Source organism: Cellulomonas endometrii (assembly GCF_949769265.1).
Taxonomy (GTDB): Bacteria; Actinomycetota; Actinomycetes; order Actinomycetales; family Cellulomonadaceae; genus Cellulomonas; species Cellulomonas endometrii.
Window position 1 is genome coordinate 60,617 of the sequence record NZ_CATKPC010000013.1, and the last position, 16,184, is coordinate 76,800.

Sequence of the window (16,184 nt, forward strand, 5' to 3'; positions counted from 1 at the left end):
GGTCCTCCCGCCGACGCACGACGGCCCCGTCCCTCCGCGCGAGGGGCGGGGCCGTCGTGCGTGCCCGTGCGGGCTGTGCGCGCCGTGCGGGTCAGCGGTCGACGCGCGCGCCGCCGCCCGCCGCGAGCTTGAGCACCTCGGCCTTCGACGCCATCGTCGTGTCCCCCGGCGTCGTCATCGCCAGCGCGCCGTGCGCCGCGCCGTACTCCACGGCCGTCTGCAGCGGCTGCCCGTCGAGCAGGCCGTAGATCAGCCCGGAGGCGAACGAGTCGCCGCCGCCCACGCGGTCCAGGATCTCCAGCCCCGGCCGGTGGGTGGCCTGGACGAGCCCGGACTCCCGCGACCAGGCGATGGCGCCCCAGTCGTTGACCGTCGCGGTGCGGACCGTGCGCAGGGTGGTCGCGATGACCTGGACGTCGTCGAAGTCCCCGGCGACGCGTTCGATCATCCGGGCGAACGAGTCGACCTCGATCGACGAGAGGTTCTCGTCCACCCCGTCGACGGCGAACCCGAGCGCCGCGGTGAAGTCCTCCTCGTTGCCGATCATCACGTCCACGTGGCGCGCGATCTCGCGGTTGACCTCCTGCGCGCGGGCCTGCCCGCCGACCGAGCGCCACAGGCTCGGCCGGTAGTTCAGGTCGTACGAGACGACCGTGCCGTGCCGCTTCGCCGCGGTGACCGCCTCCAGCGTCGTCGCGGCCGCCGTGTCGGACAGGGCCGCGAAGATCCCGCCGGTGTGCAGCCAGCGGACGCCGAGCTCGCCGAACAGGTGGTCCCAGTCGACGTCCCCCGGGGCGAGCCGGCTCACCGCGGTGTGGCCCCGGTCCGAGACGCCGACCGCGCCCCGCACGCCGAACCCGCGCTCGGTGAAGTTCAGGCCGTTGCGCGCCTCGCGGCCGATGCCGTCGTACGGCAGCCACCGGATGAGCGACGTGTCGACGCCGCCCTGGAGCACCAGGTCCTCCACCAGCCGGCCGATCTCGTTGTCCGCCAGCGCGGTGACCACCGCGGCCCGCAGCCCGAACGCGCGGCGCAGGCCACGGCTGACGTTGTACTCGCCGCCGCCCTCCGAGACCCGCAGCTGGCGGGCCGTGCGGATCCGCCCCTCCCCCGGGTCGAGGCGGAGCATCACCTCGCCGAGCGAGACGGCGTCGTAGCGGACATCAGCGACGGGGCGGATCTGCAGGGGCACGGGTTCCTCTTCCAGGCGGGCGGTGGCGGGTCGGCGGTGGCGAGTCGGGGTGGCGGGTCGGGGGTGGCGGGTCGGCGGTGGCGGGTCGGGATGGCGGGTCGGGGGTGGCGGGTCGATCAGGGCGACCGCGGTCAGGCGGGCGTCAGCACGTCCGGGCGCAGGCGGGTGGCGAGCGCGACGGCGTCGGCGACCAGCGCCTGCACCCCGTCCAGGTCGCCCGCCGTCGTCGCGGCGGTCGCGCGGGACCATCCACGAGCCGCCGACCGCCGCGACGCACGGCAGGGCGAGGTACTCGTGCAGGTTCGACGGGCCGACGCCGCCGGTGGGGACGAAGCCGACGCCGCCGAACGGGGCCGCGAGCGCCGCGATCGCCCCGCTCCCGCCGGACGTGCCCGCGGGGAAGAACTTCACGGTGCGCAGTCCCAGGTCGAGCGCGGCCTGCACCTCGGTCGCCGTGACGGCCCCGGGCAGGACGGGCACGCCGTGCTCCTGGGCCCGCTCGACCACGGCCCGGGAGGTCCCGGGCGACACGAGGTACCGGGCCCCGGCGGCGACGGCCGCGTCGACCTGCTCGGGCGTGACCACGGTGCCCGCGCCGACGAGCACGTCGCCCCGGTCCGCCATCGCGCGGATCGCGTCGGGTGCCGCCGCGGTGCGGAACGTGACCTCGGCGACGGGCAGCCCGCCGGCGACGAGCGCCTGGGCCAGGGGACCCGCGTCGCGCGCCTCGTCGAGGACGACCACCGGCACGAGCCGGTGCGCGGCGAGCTGGGTCAGGACGTCGGTCATGCGAGCCTCCGTTGCGCTGAGCGCAACATTCGCTGCGCTCTCCGCAACGGATCGTGGCACAGCACGACCCCGCGGATCAACGTCGGCGCACGGCGAGGACGCGCATGCCGACGGCGCGCACGACGAGGACGCGCGCGCCCCGAGGGGCGTGCGCGCGGGACGCGGGGTGCGTCAGGCCGGGAGGGCGAGGCCGTCCGGCAGCAGGGGCGGCAGGACGCGCAGCACCTCGGCGTGCAGGGCGGCCATGCGGCGGGGGTCCATCCGGTCCGCGGGGGCGGTGATGCTCAGCGCCGCCGCGGGCCGGCCGCCGCGCAGCAGCGGCACGGCGAGGCAGGCGATCCCGGGCTCGTTCTCCTGCACCTCGACGGCGTAGCCGCGCTCGCGCGCCCGGTCGAGCTCCGTGGCGACCTGGTCCAGGGCCACCCGGCCGGCCGGCTCGACCGCCCGCACGTACCCGTCCAGGGCGGCGCGGGTGGTCCCGGCGAACGCGAGCATCGCGCGACCGAGGGCCGTGGTCGCCGCCCAGTTGCGGCGCCCGACCGCGGACCACACCCGCACGGCGCGCTCCGGCTCCACCTTGTCCAGGTAGACCACCTGCACGCCGCTGAGGACGCCGAGGTGCACGAGCTCGTCCGTGGCGGCGCACACCGCGACCAGCGCCCCGTGCAGCCGGGCGGGCAGGTCCTCCTCCGCGAGGTACCGGTCGGCGAGCCGCAGGGCCGCGGCACCGAGCGCGTACCGCCCGGTCCCGGGGTCCTGGGCGACGTAGTCCCGGTGCCGGAGCGCCGCGAGCGACCGGTGCACGGTCGTCTTGTGCACGCCGAGCGCCGCGGACAGGTCGGCGAGCGCCGCCCCGGCGGGACCGGCGGCCGCGACGACCTCGAGCACGCGCAGGGCCCGGTCGACGCCCTCCACCGGCGGCGTCGCGCCGGCGACCCGGTCGTCCGTCTCGTCCTGCACGCGCCCACCCTAGGGTCTCGGCGCGGGTGCCTCAGCCGCCCAGCGCCGTGATGAGGACCCGCGCGACCGAGAAGTAGATGATCAGCCCGGTGCCGTCGACCAGCGTCGTGATGAGCGGGCCCGAGCCGACCGCCGGGTCGACCCCCACCCGCCGCAGGACCAGGGGCAGCACCGACGCGATGAGCGAGGACCACACGATGATCGCCGCGGCGGAGACCGCGACGGTCAGCGCGACCTCGCCCCCGACGCCCTGCCACCAGGCGCGCAGCCAGCCCGCCCCGGCGATCGTCACCGCGACCATGACCCCGGTCGTGAGCTCCTTGCGCACCACCCGGCCCGCGTCCCGCAGCCGGACGCTGCCGGTCGCCATCGCGCGGATCACCGTCGCCGTGATCTGGGTGCCGGCGTTCCCGCCCGCCCCGATGAGCAGCGGCACGAAGAAGCTGAGGGCCAGGACGGTCGCCAGCTCGTCCTCGTACGCCTCCAGCACGCTGCCCGTGATCATCGACGCGACGAACAGCACGAGCATCCACACGATCCGCTTGCGCCACAGCAGGAACGGCGAGGCCCGCAGGTACGGCACGTCCATCGGCTCCGCCCCGCCCTGCCGGACGGCGTCCTCGGTGGCCTCCTGCTCGACGATCTCGGCGACGTCGTCCGGCGTGAGCACGCCGAGCAGCCGCCCCTCGTCCACGACGGGCAGCGCGGCCAGCCGGTGCCCGTGCAGCAGCCGGGCGGCGTGCTCCCGGTCCGCGGTGGGCTCGACGGCGACGAGGTCCTCCCGCATCAGGTCCGCGACCAGCCGCCCGGGCGCGGCGAGCACCAGGTCGCGGAACGACACGACGCCGAGTAGAGCCGCCCCCGCGGCGTCCGCCGGGGCGGTCGTGACGTAGACCTCGCCGCTGCGGGCCGTCGCGTCGGGCTGCGCCCGCAGGGAGTCGACGGCCTCCCGCACCGTCATCGTGGGGCGGACGGTCACGACCTCCGGGTTCATCCACGCGGCGGCGGCGTCCGCCGGCCACGCCAGGAGCCCGCGCACCACGGCGGACCGGGCCACGGGCATGGCCCCGAGCAGCCGGGCGCGCACGTCGTCGGGCAGCACCCGCAGCACCTCGGCCGCCTCGTCGGCGCCGAGGCTGTCCACCAGCCCGGCACCGACCGCGGCGGGCACCACGAGCAGCACCTCGGCGGCGGCGTGCGGGTCGAGCGAGCCCAGGAGGTCGGCGGCGGTCGCCGGGTCGAGCAGCCGGACGAGGTCGCGGACCTGGGCGTCGGACAGGTCGGCGACCTGGTCGGCGGGGGCGCGGCGGTCGGTGGTCGACGCGAGCCAGAGCTCCACGGCGCGCGGGGTGCCGACGGCGACGACGTCGTGCAGGTCGAGGGCGGGCGCCGGGCGGCGCGCGTGCAGGACGGGGGTGGGCAGGTTCATGACGAGCTCCTGACGGGGCGGGCCACGCGACGGGGCGTCCCGGCGCTCCGCGGGCGGGACCCGGTGCGGCACCGTCATCGGCGCGGCGGCCCGCTGCTGCGGGGCGGCGCGCCATCGGCGGCACGGCACGGGACACCGGTGGGCGGTGGCACGGCGGACGTCACGGCGCGTCGTCGATGACGGGGGCCGGTGACGGGTGAGGGCGCCGCGCGGTGGCGGCGCGGGTGCTCCGTCGACGCCGCGACGACCGGCGCGGCAGGAGCCCGTCCGCCGTCGAGGACGGCTCAGGCCTGCGCGCGCAGCACGACGGGCGTCGACGGATGCCGACTGCTCGCGGTGTCGTCCATCGCGTCCACCTCCTCGCCGTCGTGCGGGCGGGCCGGTCGGCCCGACCCGAACCCTAGACTCCGGCCGGGAGCCTGCCAACCCGTCGCGGTCCGCGTCGACGCGCGGGTCAGCGTCGGCGTGCCGTCCGGGCGAGCGGCACCACCAGCGGCGCGCCGACCTGGGGGTCCGGCACGATCTCGCACGCGAGGCCGAAGACGTCCTGCACGAGCTCCGCGGTGATCACCGCGGCGGGCTCCCCCTGCGCGACGACGGCGCCGTCGCGCATGACGACGAGGTGCGTCGCGTACCGGGCCGCCTGGTTGAGGTCGTGCAGCACCGCGACGACCGTGCGGCCGTCGTGGTGCAGGTCCTGGCACAGGTCCAGCAGGTCGATCTGGTTCGCGATGTCCAGGAACGTGGTCGGCTCGTCCAGCAGCACGTACCGCGTGTCCTGCGCGAGCACGAGCGCGAGCCAGACCCGCTGCCGCTGCCCGCCGGACAGGTCGGCGACCGGCCGGTCCGCGAGGTCGGCGACCCCGGTGGCGGCGAGGGCCGCGTCGACGATCCCGGCGTCCTCGGGGCGCCACTGCCGGAGCACGGAGTGGTAGGGGTGCCGCCCGCGCCCGACGAGGTCCCGGACCCGCACCTGGTCGGGCGCGACGGGCGACTGCGGCAGGAACGCGAGGCGGCGCGCGACCTCCTTGCTGCGGTACGTGCCGATCGGCCGCCCGTCCAGCAGCACCTCCCCGGCGTCGGGCCGGTGCGTGCGGGCGAGCGCCTTGAGGAGCGTCGACTTGCCGCAGCCGTTGGGGCCGACGATCGCGGTGAAGCCGCCGGTCGGCACGTCGAGGTCCAGGTCCCGCGCCACGACGAGCCGGTCGTACGCGAGGGTCAGCCCCCGCGCCGCCAGGCCCGCGGTCCTCGTCCCCGCGTCGGTCGCCGTCGTCGTCACATCCGTCCCTTCCGCCACTCCGCCAGGAGCAGGAACCCGAGGTAGGCCCCACCGACCGCGCCGGTGAGGATGCCGACCGGCAGCCCGTCGGCCCAGGGCGCCTGCTGCACCACCAGGTCGGCGACCACCATGACCAGCGCGCCGGTGACCGCCGCCGCGAGGACCCCGGCGCCGGCCGAGCCGGTGAGCCGGCGCGCCACCTGGGGCGCGGTCAGCGCGACGAAGGCGATCGGGCCGGCGACGGTGGCGGCCGCCGCGGCGGCCAGCACCGCGACCAGGATCGCCAGCGCGCGGGTCCGCCGGGCCTGCCCGCCGAGCGTGTCGGCCAGCTCGTCGCCCATCTCGATCAGCCGGAGCCGGTCGGACAGCACCAGGGCGAGCGGGAGGACCACCAGCAGCGCGAGCCCGATCAGCCGCGCGTCCGCCCACGACGCGGCGGCGACCGACCCGGTGAGGTACGCGGCGAGCTGCGCGGCCTGGTCCCGCAGCACCGTCGAGACCACGTACTGCGTCACGGCGCTGGCCATCGCCGCCACGCCGATCCCCGCGACGATGACCCGGCCGGGCGAGCCGAAGCCCGTGCCGGTGGCCAGCGCGACCAGCAGCATCGCCACGCCGGCGCCGGCGAGCGCCCCGAGCGGGACCGGGACGACGCCCGGCCAGAGCAGCGCGGCGAGCGCGGCCCCGGCTCCCGCGCCCGCGCCGAGCCCGATGACGTCCGGGCTGCCGAGCGGGTTCCGCGTCACCGTCTGGAACAGGGCCCCGGAGAGCCCGAGCGCGGCGCCGACGCCGGCGGAGACGACGAGCCGCGGCCCGCGGAGCCGGTGCAGCACGAAGCCCGCCTTGCCGCCCGGGTCGTGCAGCAGCGTCCCGGGCAGGTCCGCGAGCGGGATGCCGAGCCGGCCGAGGGTCAGCGTGGCCACGCCGGCCGCCAGCAGCGCGAGCACCAGCACGCCGCCCCACGTGAGCGCGCGCGGATTCACCGGCAGCGCGAGCACGCGGCCCACGCGCAGCACCCGGGCGGGCCGGCCGGCCGGCGGCGCGGCGGCCCGGGTCACCGGGGGCGCCGCGGTCACGAGCCCACCCGCGCGCGCCGGACGGCGTGGAGCAGGAACGGCGCGCCGACGAACGCGGTGACGACGCCGACCATGAGCTCCTCGGGACGCGCGACCACCCGGCCGACGATGTCGGACCCCACCAGCAGCACGCCGCCGAGCACCACCGCGAACGGCAGCTGCCACCGGTGGTCGGCACCGGCCACCGCGCGCACGACGTGCGGCACCGCCAGGCCGACGAACACGATCGGGCCGATGGCCGCGGTCGCGGCGGCGCTGAGCACCGCCGCGGCGAGGATGCCGCCGGCGCGCACCCACGCCGTGCGGGCGCCGAGCGCGGTCGCCGTGGCCTCGCCGAGCGCGAGCACGTTGAGGCCGGACGCGAGCACGGCCGCGAGCAGCAGGCCGGCGACCACGAACGGCGCCACGTCCGCGAGCGCCGACAGGTCCCGCCCGGCCAGCGACCCGACCACCCAGTACCGGTAGGAGTCGAAGACCTGCGGCCGCTGGAGCGTGACGCCCTGGATGTACGAGCCGAGCACCGCGGACACCACCGCCCCGGTCAGCACGAGCGGCACGGCGCTGCCCTCGGTGCGCCGCCCGCCGACGAGGTACACGACCAGGACGGTGAGCAGCGCACCCGGCAGGGCCACCCACACGGTCGCGCGCCCGCCGCCGAAGCCGAGGAACGCCGTCGCGGTGACCACGGCGGCCGACGCCCCGACGTGCACGCCGAGCAGCCCCGGGTCGCCGAGCGGGTTGCGGGTGATGCCCTGGATGAGGACGCCGGACACCGCGAGCGCCGCGCCGACGACGACGCCGAGCAGCGTGCGAGGGATCCGGCTGTCCACGACCGTCCGGACGTACTCGTCGCCGTGGCCCTGCAGCGCGGCCAGCACGTCGGCGACCGACGTCACCCTGCTGCCGGCCACCAGTCCGACGAGGCAGACCGCCACCAGCAGCAGGGTGCAGCCGAGGAGGGCGGCGGTCCGCCTGCCGGTGTCAGCCAAGCTTCGCGACGGCCTCGTCGATCAGCGCGGTGTACTCGTCGATCCCCCACGGCACGGTCAGCGGCGTGATGATCGAGGAGCCGGTGACGAACGGCTGGTCGGACGGCGCCACGACGGAGTCCCGGGCGATCGCGGGGATCGACTGGTACAGCGGCTGGGCGACGACCTCCTCCTTCGACTCCGGGCTGGAGTAGAAGGTGAAGACCAGGTCGGAGTCCTTCAGCTGGTCCGCGTTCTCCAGGCCGATGACGGCGGAGTCGGTGCCCTCGGTCTCCTCGAAGGTCTCGACGACCGGGTCGACCTGCAGGCCGAGGCCGCGGACCATGGCGACGCGCTGCTCGTCGGGCAGGAAGACGCCGAGCGTGCCGGGGCCGGTCGTGTAGATGAACGAGAACGTGAGGTCGGCGTACTCCGGGTGCTCCGCCGCGGCGTCCGCCCACTCCTGCTCGATGCCGTCGATGAGGCCCTGGGCCTCGTCCGCGTGGCCGAGGGCGGTGGCGACCGTCTCGATCTGCTGGTCCCAGTCGGTGCTCCACGGCAGGTCGGGGTAGGCGACCGTCGGGGCGATGTCGGACAGCAGGTCGAACTGCTCCTGCGTGATGCCGGACCACGGGGCGAGGATCACGTCGGGCTCGAGCTCGAGGATCGTGTCGACGTCGATCTCCTCGCCGCCGGTGAACTGGACCGGCAGCTCCGCGCCGAGGTCCTCGACGGCGTCGTGGATCCAGGGCAGGTACCCGGTCTCGTCGCTGCCCCAGGGGTACTCCTCGATGCCGACCGGCACCACGCCGAGCGCGATGGCCGTCTCCGCGGAGCCCTGGCCGAGCGTGACGACGCGCTCCGGCTGCTCCTCGATGACCGCCTCGCCGAGCGCGCTCTCGATGGTGACCGGCTCGAAGTCGCCGGACGCCGCGCTGCTCGCGTCGCCCGAGGCCGGGTCGTCGGAGCCGCCGCAGGCGGTCAGGGCCAGGGCGCCGACCACGAGGGTGACGGCGAGCGCGGGGCGGCGGCGCAGCGAGCGCGCAGAGGTCGGGTGCATGGAGAGCCTTTCGGTGCAGGGGCGCTGGTCGGGAGCGTGGCTGCCCGCCGCGGGCGTCCGGCCGGCGATCCGCCCGGAGCGCCAAGGTTAGCGTCGCCTTACCTTACTCATGGCCGGCGCGGTGGAGAAGCCCGGCTCCCGCGACGCCCCTGGGGACGACGGGGGCGGGTCGTCCTGCCGCCACTAGGCTGGACGGCGTGACGCAGGCATGGGACGACGAGTGGCCGCTGCCCGAGGAGCCGCCGTACGACCCGGCCGACGAGCCGCCGTACGAGCCGGCGTACTCCCGCGCGGCCGCAGCCGCCGGTGACCCGGCCGAGCCGCGCCCCGTCCCCCGCCCGGCGCACTCCACCACCGCCGGCCGGCCCGCCGTCGACGTGCTGCGCGAGGTCTGGGGCTACGACGCGTTCCGCGGCGAGCAGGCCGAGATCATCGACACGGTGGTCGCGGGCGGCGACGCGCTCGTGCTCATGCCCACCGGTGGCGGCAAGTCCCTGTGCTACCAGGTGCCCGCGCTCGTCCGGGAGGGCACCGGGGTCGTCGTCTCGCCGCTGATCGCCCTCATGCAGGACCAGGTCGACGCGCTCTCGGCCCTCGGGGTGCGCGCCGGGTTCCTCAACTCCTCGCAGGACCTCGCCCAGCGCCGGGCGGTCGAGCGGGCCCTGCTCGACGGCGAGCTCGACCTGCTCTACCTCGCGCCGGAGCGCCTGCGCGTCCCGGAGACCCTCGCGCTGCTCGACCGCTGCGCCCTCAGCCTGTTCGCGATCGACGAGGCGCACTGCGTGTCGCAGTGGGGGCACGACTTCCGCCCCGACTACCTGGGCCTGTCCGTGCTGCACGAGCGCTGGCCCGGCGTCCCCCGGATCGCGCTCACCGCCACCGCGACCGACGCCACCCGCACCGAGATCGCCCAGCGCCTGGAGCTCACGGACGCCCGGCAGTTCGTCGCGTCCTTCGACCGGCCGAACATCCAGTACCGGATCGTGCCGAAGGCCAGCCCCCGGCAGCAGCTGCTCGAGCTGCTGCGCACCGAGCACCCCGGCGACTCCGGCATCGTCTACTGCCTGTCCCGCAGCTCGGTGGAGCAGACGGCCGAGTTCCTCTCCGCCCAGGGCATCACCGCGCTGCCGTACCACGCCGGTCTCGACCGGCAGGTCCGCGCGCGCAACCAGTCCCGGTTCCTGCGCGAGGACGGCCTGGTGATGGTCGCGACCATCGCGTTCGGCATGGGCATCGACAAGCCCGACGTGCGGTTCGTCGCGCACCTCGACCTGCCGAAGTCCGTCGAGGGCTACTACCAGGAGACCGGCCGCGCCGGACGCGACGGGCAGCCCTCGACGGCGTGGCTCGCGTACGGCCTGCAGGACGTCGTGCAGCAGCGCCGGATGATCGACACCTCCGACGGCGACGCCGCCCACCGCCGGCGGCTGTCCGCGCACCTCGACGCGATGCTCGCGCTCTGCGAGACCGTCAGCTGCCGCCGCGTGCAGCTGCTCGCCTACTTCGGGCAGGACGCCGAGCCGTGCGGCAACTGCGACACGTGCCTCGCACCGCCGCAGACCTGGGACGGCACCGTCCCGGCGCAGAAGCTGCTGTCCACCGTCGTCCGCCTCGAGCGCGAGCGCGGCCAGCACTACGGCGCCGGCCACCTCGTCGACATCCTGCTCGGCAAGCACACGCCGCGGATCGACCAGCTCGGGCACGCCTCGCTGCCGGTGTTCGGCATCGGGTCCGACCTGAGCGACACCCAGTGGCGCGGCGTCGTGCGGCAGCTGCTCGCCCAGGGGCTGCTCGGCGTGGACTCCGACGGCTACGGGACGCTGCGCCTGACCGAGGCGAGCGCCGCGGTGCTGCGGGGCGAGCGCCCCGTCCCCCTGCGGCACGACACCGCCGCCCGCTCGGCGCGCGGCTCCCGCTCCTCGGGCGGGGGACGCCGCGGGGGCGCTGCCGGTGGGGCCGCGGGTGGGGCCGCCGCCCCGGAGCTCGGGGACGACGCCGCCGCGCTGTTCCAGCGGCTCCGCACCTGGCGGGCCGCCGCGGCCAAGGAGCAGGGCGTCCCCGCGTACGTCGTGTTCCACGACGCGACGCTCCGGGACATCGCCGTCGCCCGGCCCGCCGACCTCGACGCGCTGTCGCAGGTGAGCGGCGTCGGCGCGGCGAAGCTCGACCGGTACGGCCCCGGCGTCATCGCGACGGTCGAGGGCCGCCCGGCGGGCGAGGACGACGTGGAGGCGGCGGGCGGCACCGACGCCTGATGCTGGCCGTCCTGTCCGCGCTCGGCACGATCGCCGTCGTCGTCGCCGCGGGCTGGTTCGTCGGGCGGACCGGCGCGCTCGGTGAGGGCGCGCAGCGGGTGCTCGCGGGCACCGCGTTCACGGTCGCGACGCCCGCGCTGCTCATCGACACGCTGGGGCGGGCCGACCTCGGCCTCCTGGTGTCCCGGTCCGCGCTCGTCACGTTCGCCACCACGACCGTCGTCGCGCTGGTCGCGGCGGCGGTGCTCGGGCTGGTCCGCCGCCGGCCCGCGGGCGACCTCGTGGTCGGCGTCCTGGCGTCGTCCTACGTCAACGCCGGCAACATCGGCATCCCGCTGACGGCCTACCTGCTGGGCAGCATCGTCAGCGTGGTGCCGCCGACGCTGTACCAGCAGCTCGTCCTCGGGCCGCTGGCGCTCGTCGTCCTCGACGCCCGCACCCGGCGCGCGCGGGCGGTCGGCGACGCGGCCGTCGCCGAGCCGGTCCCCGCCGCCCGGCTCGGCACCCTGCGGTCGGTGCTGCGCCGCACCCTGCGGAACCCGGTGATCATCGGCACGCTCGTCGGGATCGCCCTGGCCGCGCTGCCGTGGACCCTGCCGGACGTCGTGCTCCAGCCGTTCGCGCTGCTCGGGGCCGCCGCACCGCCGCTCGCGCTGCTGACGTTCGGCATGTCGCTCGCCGTCCCCCGGGTCGGGGCGGAGGCCGCGCCGCGCGGGGACGTGGCGCTCGTGGCGGTGCTCCGCTCCGTGGTGCACCCGGCGCTGGCCATCGGGCTCGGCACGCTGCTCGGGCTGCGCGGCGAGGCGCTGCTCGCGGTCGCGGTGGTGTCCGCGCTGCCGACCGCCCAGAACGTGCTGGTCTACGCGATCCAGTACCGGCAGGGCACCGCGCTGGCCCGCGACGCCGGGCTGGTCACCACCGTGCTGGCGATCCCGTCGCTGCTGGTGATCGCCGCGCTGCTGGGCTGACCCCCGGATCAGCCGCGCGGCCCGGACCCCGCCGCGGCGTCCCCTGCTGCTGCGGCGTCCGCGGCGGCGACGGCCGCGTCGAGCGCCGCGAGGTACACGTCCAGCGCCTCGCGGCGGATGTTGTGCCCCGCCCCGGCCACCGGCACGTGCGTGAGCAGCCCGTCGGGCGCGGCGCCGAGCACCTCGACCGCCCGTGCGGCCTGCCGCGGCGTGACGACGCCCCGCCCGGGCTCGGCGGTGAGCAGGGTGACGGGCACCCGGACGCCGTCGAGCGCCTCGACCCAGTCCCGGCCCACCCAGTCGTGCGGCACCTCCGCGAGCCTCGGGTCGAGCTGGCTCTTGGCCTCCGCCCAGCCCAGCACCTCCGCCTCGGACCAGCCGGGGTTGTCGATCCGGCCCCGGGCGGCGATCTGCTCGACCGTGCGCCCGGCGACCTCCGCGATCGCGGGCGCGAGCCACGCGGGACGCCCGCCCACCGGTTCGCCACCCTCCGGCTCGCGGCGCTCCGGCGCACCGGCGTCGCCCGCGATCCCGACCACCTCGGCGCCGTCGCCCACCGTGCGGGCCGTCCCGCGGTCGTGCCACGCCGGGTCCTCCAGCACCAGCCCCGCGACGAGCTCCGGCGCGACCAGCGCGAGCTCCTGCGCCGTGACCCCGCCCATGGAGTGCCCGACGACCAGCGCGGGCCCGAGGTCCAGCGACCGGAGGGCCAGCGCGGCGTCGGCCGCGAGCGCGGCGATCGTGAACGGCTCGTCGGGCAGCGTGCTGCCGCCGTGCCCGCGGGCGTTCAGCGCGACGACGGTCCGCCCGGCGTCCTCGTACCGGTGCAGCACCGTCGGCCAGCACGCGGCCGAGTCCGTGAGGCCGTGCAGCAGCACGACCGGCACCGGCGCACCGGGTGCCGGCGCACCCGGCGCACCGCCCGCCGCCATGCTCACCGGCGGGCCGTGCCGTCGACGGCGTGCGGCTCGATCGCGGCGATCTCCTCGTCCGTGAGCGGCGCGGCGGTGAGGGCGGCGACGTTGTCCTCCAGCTGCTCGACCGACGACGCGCCGATGATCGCGGACGTGGCGCGCTGGTCGCGCAGCACCCACGTGAGCGCGAGCTGCGCCAGGGACTGGCCACGCGCCTCCGCGATCGCGTTCAGGGCCCGCGCCCGGGACAGGTACGTCTCGCTGATCGCGTCGGCGGACAGGAACCGGCTGGTGGCGGCGCGCGAGCCGGCCGGGACGTCGCCGGAGAGGTAGCGGCCGGTCAGCAGCCCCTGCTGCAGCGGGGAGAACACGATCATCCCGACGCCGAGGTCCCCGACGGCGTCGAGCAGCGACTCCGACTCGCCCTCGGCGACCCGCTCGACGTGCCGGTTGAACATCGAGTAGCTGGGCTGGTGGATCAGCAGCGGGGTGCCGAGGTCCGCCAGGATGCGCGCGGCCTCGCGGGTGCGGGACGGCGAGTAGTTCGAGATGCCGGCGTACAGCGCCTTGCCGCTCGTCACGGCGGTGTGCAGGGCGCCCATCGTCTCCTCGAGCGGCACGGACTCGTCCGGGCGGTGCGAGTAGAAGACGTCGACGTAGTCGAGCCCGAGCCGGGTGAGGGACTGGTCGAGCGAGGACAGCAGGTACTTGCGGGAGCCGCCGTCGCCGTACGGGCCCGGCCACATGTCGTAGCCCGCCTTGGACGAGATGACGAGCTCGTCGCGGTACGGCGCGAGGTCCTGGGCGAGGTGCCGGCCGAAGTTCGCCTCCGCGGAGCCGTACGGCGGGCCGTAGTTGTTCGCGAGGTCGAAGTGCGTGATGCCGAGGTCGAACGCCCGCCGGATGACCGCGCGCTGGGTCTCCATCGGGGTCACGTCGCCGAAGTTGTGCCACAGGCCCAGGGACAGCGCGGGCAGGTCCAGCCCGCTGCGGCCGGTGCGGCGGTACGGCATCCGGTCGTACCGGTCGTCGGCGGCGCGGTACGGGGGCATGGTCGGCATCGAGGTCCTCTCGGGCAGTGCACGGGGTCGTCAGCTGCCCACGCTAACGCCCACCTGCGACATCACCCACCGTCCGGTGCCGGTGGGGTGCCGGTGGGTGCCGGCCGGCGCCGGTGAGAGGATCGCCCGGTGCTGCACGTCGTCTTCTTCGAGCCCCGCATCCCCGGCAACACCGGCAACGCCATCCGGCTGGCCGCCGCCACCGGGGCGACCCTGCACCTGGTCGAGCCGCTCGGCTTCGTCATGGACGAGCCGCGGCTCAAGCGGGCGGGCCTGGACTACCACGACCTCGCGCACGTCGTCGTGCACCCGGACCTCGACGCGGCGATGACGGCGCTGGCCGGCTCGCGGGTGTTCGCGTTCACGACGCACACCGAGCAGCGGTTCACCGACGTGTCCTACCAGGACGGGGACGCGCTGCTGTTCGGCCCGGAGCCGACCGGGCTGCCGCCGGAGGCCCTGGAGCACCCCGGCGTGACCGCGCGGCTGCGGATCCCGATGCTGCCCGGCCGCCGCTCGCTGAACCTCACCAACGCGGCCGCCACCGCTGTCTACGAGGCGTGGCGGCAGCTAGGCTTCCCGGGCGGTATCTGACAAGTCGCCCGATCGGGTCTCACGTGTCGGACCTCGGCGCGCGAAGGGGCGCGGGCTCCGACATGCTCACGCGGCCCGTCCACCTCAGCCGACCGAGGAGCCCCCCGGTGCCCATCTCGAACCGCAGCGTCCTGCGCCGCAAGTCCGTCGAGCACGCGCTCGCCACGACCGACGACCCGGACCGGTCGCTCCGCCGGGACCTCACCGCGTGGGACCTCGCGGTGCTCGGCGTGGCGGTCGCGGTCGGCGCGGGCATCTTCTCCGTCGGCGCGACGGCCGCCGCGAACTACGCCGGCCCCGGCGTGATCATCTCGTTCCTCATCGCCTCCGTCGTCTGCGCGCTGGCGATCATGTGCTACGCCGAGTTCGCGTCGACCCTGCCGGTCGCCGGGTCCGCGTACACGTTCTCCTACGCCACCGCCGGTGAGCTGGTCGCGTGGATCATCGGCTGGGACCTCATCCTCGAGATGCTGCTCGCGGCCGCCGTGATCGCGAAGTTCTGGGGCGTGTACCTGTCTGACGCGTTCGGCCTGTTCGGCGTCGACCTGCCCACCACCCTGGAGCTCGGGCCGGTCGACCTCGAGTGGGGCCCGGTGCTCGTGGTCGGCGTCTTCACGACGCTGCTCGCCGTCGGCACCAAGCTGAGCACCCGCGTGAACAGCGTGTTCACGATCATCAAGGTCGGCATCACGCTGTTCGTCATCGTCGCCGGCTTCTTCTACGTGCGGGCCGAGAACTACTCGCCGTTCATCCCGCCGTCGCAGCCGGCGGAGTCCGCCTCGGGCCTGCACCAGCCGCTGTTCGCGTTCCTGTCGGGCCTCGAGCCCTCGACCTACGGCGTCATGGGCCTGCTGTCCGGCGCGGCGCTCGTGTTCTTCGCGTTCATCGGCTTCGACGTCGTCGCCACGACGGCCGAGGAGACCAAGAACCCGCAGCGCGCGGTGCCGCGCGGCATCCTCGGCGGCCTGGCGATCGTCACCGTCCTGTACATCCTGGTCACCGTGGTGGTCACCGGCATGGTCTCCTACACCGACCTCGCGGCGTCCGAGTCGCCGTCGCTGACCACCGCCTTCGTGCTGGTCGGCGCGGACTGGGCGGGCAAGGTCATCTCGGTGGGCATCCTCGTCGGCCTGACCTCGGTGATCATGGTGCTGCTGCTCGGCCTGACGCGCATCGTGTTCGCGATGAGCCGTGACGGGCTGCTCCCCCGCGGCCTGTCCCGCACCTCGGCGAAGTACAAGACGCCGATCCGCCTGCAGGTCGGCACCGGCATCGTGGTGGCGCTGATCGCCGGGCTGTCGAAGGTCGAGCTGCTGGAGGAGATGATCAACATCGGCACGCTGTCGGCGTTCGTGCTGGTCAGCTTCGGCATCCCGATCCTCCGCCGCACCCGCCCCGACCTGACCCGCGGGTTCAAGGTGCCGTGGTCGCCCGCGCTGCCGATCATCTCGGGCGTCGCCTGCCTGTGGCTGATGTCCAACCTCACGACGCTGACCTGGCTGCGGTTCGCCGCCTGGCTCGCGGTCGGCATGGTCATCTACGCCGTCTACTCCTACCGGCACTCGCGCATCGGCCGCGGGGAGGCCCCGGACGCGGCGGACGAGCTGCCCGCCCCCGCCGGCGGTCACTGAGGCCCGGC

The 16,184-nt window shown here is 75.7% G+C and carries 13 protein-coding genes; 4 read left to right on the forward strand and 9 right to left on the reverse strand.

Features of this window, described 5'->3' with window-relative positions; translation table 11 throughout:
* Positions 1–91: 91 nt before the first annotated feature.
* The 7 genes from eda to QNH85_RS14105 form a co-directional block, all read right to left on the reverse strand.
* Entirely contained in the window at positions 92–1,981 is a 1,890-nt protein-coding gene (gene eda / locus QNH85_RS20060) for a bifunctional 4-hydroxy-2-oxoglutarate aldolase/2-dehydro-3-deoxy-phosphogluconate aldolase (RefSeq protein ID WP_428830412.1), read from the reverse strand.
* Positions 1,982–2,152: 171 nt separating this feature from the next.
* Positions 2,153–2,941, reverse strand: a complete 789-nt coding sequence (locus tag QNH85_RS14080) for an IclR family transcriptional regulator (protein ID WP_282947387.1) — start codon at positions 2,939–2,941, stop codon at positions 2,153–2,155.
* Positions 2,942–2,972: 31 nt separating this feature from the next.
* The gene (gene mgtE / locus QNH85_RS14085) at positions 2,973–4,370 is read right to left on the reverse strand and encodes a magnesium transporter (RefSeq protein ID WP_282947388.1); all 1,398 of its coding nucleotides are present in this window, start codon (positions 4,368–4,370) and stop codon (positions 2,973–2,975) included.
* A gap of 454 nt (positions 4,371–4,824) precedes the next feature.
* Positions 4,825–5,649 carry an ABC transporter ATP-binding protein gene (locus QNH85_RS14090; RefSeq protein WP_282947389.1) on the reverse strand — a complete coding sequence of 275 codons (825 nt, stop codon included), beginning with the start codon at positions 5,647–5,649 and terminating at the stop codon, positions 4,825–4,827.
* On the reverse strand, positions 5,646–6,725 hold the full coding sequence (locus tag QNH85_RS14095) for a FecCD family ABC transporter permease (protein WP_282947391.1): 1,080 nt from the start codon (positions 6,723–6,725) through the stop codon (positions 5,646–5,648). The genes QNH85_RS14090 and QNH85_RS14095 overlap by 4 nt, the downstream gene beginning before the upstream one ends.
* Positions 6,722–7,714 carry a FecCD family ABC transporter permease gene (locus tag QNH85_RS14100; RefSeq protein ID WP_282947393.1) on the reverse strand — a complete coding sequence of 331 codons (993 nt, stop codon included), beginning with the start codon at positions 7,712–7,714 and terminating at the stop codon, positions 6,722–6,724. The genes QNH85_RS14095 and QNH85_RS14100 overlap by 4 nt, the downstream gene beginning before the upstream one ends.
* Complete coding sequence (locus tag QNH85_RS14105; protein WP_282947394.1) at positions 7,707–8,753, reverse strand: iron-siderophore ABC transporter substrate-binding protein; 1,047 nt, start codon at positions 8,751–8,753, stop codon at positions 7,707–7,709. Before QNH85_RS14105 ends, QNH85_RS14100 begins: the two co-directional genes overlap by 8 nt.
* A gap of 188 nt (positions 8,754–8,941) precedes the next feature.
* On the opposite strand from QNH85_RS14105, the gene recQ reads away from it, so the two are divergent.
* Together recQ and QNH85_RS14115 are read left to right on the forward strand one after the other, a co-directional pair.
* Positions 8,942–11,008: a DNA helicase RecQ gene (recQ, locus tag QNH85_RS14110; RefSeq protein WP_428830413.1), complete on the forward strand. Its 2,067-nt coding sequence runs from the start codon at positions 8,942–8,944 to the stop codon at positions 11,006–11,008.
* A complete protein-coding gene (locus tag QNH85_RS14115) occupies positions 11,008–11,976 on the forward strand; it encodes an AEC family transporter (protein ID WP_282947395.1) in 969 nt (322 codons plus the stop codon). Before recQ ends, QNH85_RS14115 begins: the two co-directional genes overlap by 1 nt.
* Before the next feature lie 8 nt (positions 11,977–11,984).
* Here QNH85_RS14115 and QNH85_RS14120 read toward each other — a convergent pair whose 3' ends face one another.
* Both QNH85_RS14120 and mgrA read right to left on the reverse strand, forming a co-directional pair.
* Positions 11,985–12,908 carry an alpha/beta hydrolase gene (locus QNH85_RS14120; RefSeq protein ID WP_282947472.1) on the reverse strand — a complete coding sequence of 308 codons (924 nt, stop codon included), beginning with the start codon at positions 12,906–12,908 and terminating at the stop codon, positions 11,985–11,987.
* Positions 12,909–12,910: 2 nt separating this feature from the next.
* On the reverse strand, positions 12,911–13,951 hold the full coding sequence (mgrA, locus tag QNH85_RS14125) for an L-glyceraldehyde 3-phosphate reductase (RefSeq protein WP_282947396.1): 1,041 nt from the start codon (positions 13,949–13,951) through the stop codon (positions 12,911–12,913).
* A 129-nt stretch (positions 13,952–14,080) separates the two neighbouring features.
* On the opposite strand from mgrA, the gene QNH85_RS14130 reads away from it, so the two are divergent.
* Together QNH85_RS14130 and QNH85_RS14135 are read left to right on the forward strand one after the other, a co-directional pair.
* Complete coding sequence (locus tag QNH85_RS14130; protein ID WP_213280729.1) at positions 14,081–14,545, forward strand: tRNA (cytidine(34)-2'-O)-methyltransferase; 465 nt, start codon at positions 14,081–14,083, stop codon at positions 14,543–14,545.
* Between the two features lie 107 nt (positions 14,546–14,652).
* Positions 14,653–16,176, forward strand: a complete 1,524-nt coding sequence (locus QNH85_RS14135; protein ID WP_282947397.1) for an amino acid permease — start codon at positions 14,653–14,655, stop codon at positions 16,174–16,176.
* Positions 16,177–16,184: the final 8 nt, after the last annotated feature.

Excerpts from the sequence above, each read along its gene's own strand:
- eda (WP_428830412.1), bottom strand. The coding sequence starts at position 1,981 with ATGACCGACGTCCTGACCCAGCTCGCCGCGCACCGGCTCGTGCCGGTG.
- mgtE (WP_282947388.1), bottom strand. The coding sequence starts at position 4,370 with ATGAACCTGCCCACCCCCGTCCTGCACGCGCGCCGCCCGGCGCCCGCC.
- QNH85_RS14105 (WP_282947394.1), bottom strand. The coding sequence starts at position 8,753 with ATGCACCCGACCTCTGCGCGCTCGCTGCGCCGCCGCCCCGCGCTCGCC.
- QNH85_RS14115 (WP_282947395.1), top strand. The coding sequence starts at position 11,008 with ATGCTGGCCGTCCTGTCCGCGCTCGGCACGATCGCCGTCGTCGTCGCC.
- QNH85_RS14120 (WP_282947472.1), bottom strand. The coding sequence starts at position 12,908 with ATGGCGGCGGGCGGTGCGCCGGGTGCGCCGGCACCCGGTGCGCCGGTG.
- mgrA (WP_282947396.1), bottom strand. The coding sequence starts at position 13,951 with ATGCCGACCATGCCCCCGTACCGCGCCGCCGACGACCGGTACGACCGG.